The 2,375-nt window shown below is 62.1% G+C and carries 1 protein-coding gene; it reads right to left on the bottom strand.

The features are described from left to right. Positions 1–2,320: hypothetical protein (locus JNL55_RS34865; RefSeq protein ID WP_322111072.1), on the bottom strand; the 2,320-nt coding region annotated here is incomplete at its 3' end. Positions 2,321–2,375: the final 55 nt, after the last annotated feature.

Below are 2,375 nucleotides of genomic sequence, written 5' to 3'. Positions count from 1 at the left end.
CAATACCCCGACCTGTGGAAAACGCACGCTGCCCCGTGATCAGGCCCGCATCGATCATGTCCCCATAGGCAAACACATCCTGTGTGAACGACTGCGGATCGAGGCCCGCCGTCACACCATGAGCCAGATTGATATTGAAGGTCCACGCCTGCAAATCCAGGACGTCGAAGCGGCTGTGCAGCCAATGCGCATGCGTATCGATGAAACCCGGCACGATGAAGCGCCCTTTGACGTCGCGCACCACCGCATCCTTGGGAATCGTCACCTGCCCCGACCGGCCGACAGCAGCGATGCGGTTGTTGACGATGACGACATCGGCATCGTCGATGACCTCGTCGCCCTTCATCGTGATCGCCGCCGCGCCCCGCAGGACCAACGTGCCCTGAGGCATGTCACGTGGGACTTCGACACGAACCGAGAAGTTCTCAGTGCCACGCAAAGCCGCTGGCGTATCTCGCTCACGAATCGTTCGATCGATCTTGTCCAAACGCACGCGATGGAATTCGTGACCCAGCGCCCAGGTGATGGTCTTGCCGCCATCGGCCCAGGCGAAGTAATCCGCGCCCAGTTCCGAAATGCGCCAGCGCTGCATCGCTGAGTCGTTCAAATCGACGGTCCCACCGTCGGCGGTCACCGCGAACAGATACAACTGACCACCCGCTTGCGCCAATGCCCAGCGCTGATCCGGACTGAGCAACACGGGCACATTCGATTCCGGCCCGCGTACACTCACATGGGTGCGCCGGTCCGTGCCATCGGTGCTCATCGACTGCACGGATCGACCCTCGCTCTCGAACGACAAGCGGCCCGAATCCGGCGAGAACCGTAGCCCACTGAGCTGCAGCTCTTGTGAAATCACCGTGGTCGACGTGCCATCCGCGCCGAGCCGGACGATGTCCGCCACACGGTTGACATACAAATCGCTCTTTTCTACTTGCGACTGCTCATAGGCACTGGAGCGCAGCACGTAGACCGTCTTGCCCGTCGAGTCGAACACCGGCTCGGTGTAGTAAGCCGAAGCCTGGGTCAGACGCTGCGGCGTGCCGCCACGAGCCGAGACGCGCCAGACGTGGCCGCCATCGCCGGCTTGCCAACTCACATAGGCGATCGAACGCCCGTCAGCAGACCAACTCGGTTGGAACCCTTCAGCGAGCCGCCGCGGCGTGCCATTGGGCAAGCGCATGACATAGACGCTACCGAGAGCCGAGAACGCGAGGTCGCGTCCATCGGGAGATTGTTGTGGCGACTGAATCACCCGCGCACGCACCAGACCATCCGATATCTTCTGATCGAACTGCAGCCGCGGGCCCACGTCGAGAGAAATATCAGCGGTGAATGCAATAGCGGTGGCTGCGCCGCTGTCGATCTGCATGCGCTGGATCTTGCCGTTCAGGCTCAGCAGCAGCGCGCTGCCGTCGGCAGTGAACGTGAAGATCGGCATCAGGCCACTCGATTTGAAGCCCGACGTAGCTTGTGCATCGAACTGCACGGGATACGCGAGCCACCGATCCGCGCCACTGACCAGATCGCGCAATCGCAATCCTGTCTGACCATCCACGCGGGTGGCGTAGACCAGGCGCTGTCCGTTCGGCGACAGCACCGGATGCATGGCACTGCCCGGTGCATGCACGACCGTCACTTCCTGGTCGGTGCGCAAATCCCGGCGCACGATCTTCCACACTGGGAGACTGCCGTACTGATTTCCGGAATCCTCCGAAGCAGACGCGAAATAGACATAGTGACCATCGGCGGATGGCGCGGGCCCGATCGCTAAACGCTCAGGCGCGCTCTTGGGTGGCGCAAGCACCGTGCCCGTGGCACTCGCGACGTCGTACTTCCAGATGCCGACTGCAGCGTACAACTTCGCCGCGAAGTTCACATAGATGGACTTGCCATCGGCCGACCAGATCGGCGCACTGAATGAGGGATCGCCCTGCGCCTGCGATAGTTGCCGCAGACCCGAACCGTCGGCATCTGCAATCCACAAGTTTTGATTGCCGGAGCGATCGCTGATGAACGCGATGTGCTTACCGTCGGGGGAATAACGCGCCTGGCTCTCGAAGGCCAATCCGCCGAGCAGCCGTTTGGCCGGACCGCCCGCGACATCGACTGTGTACAGCTCGCCGAGCAGATCGAAGAGGATGGTCTTGCCGTTCGGGGCGAGATCCACCCCCATCCACGTGCCTTCGTCGGTCTGGAACTGCACCTGGCGCGCAACCTTCAGCGGCAGCGCCTGTTCCATCGTCGGCGCGTCGGCCGCGGTGAGCCCTGCCTGCAACAGTCCTGCCCCAGCAGCCAACAGCAACCAACGTCTTCTCATCGAATCATTTCGCACGCTTCTTCCCCGCTTGAGCGGCGCGAATTTCTTTCATCCG

The sequence above is a fragment of the Steroidobacter sp. genome (assembly GCF_016790065.1).
Lineage (GTDB): Bacteria > Pseudomonadota > Gammaproteobacteria > Steroidobacterales > Steroidobacteraceae > Steroidobacter.
This window is presented reverse-complemented; position numbering and strand designations above follow the sequence as displayed.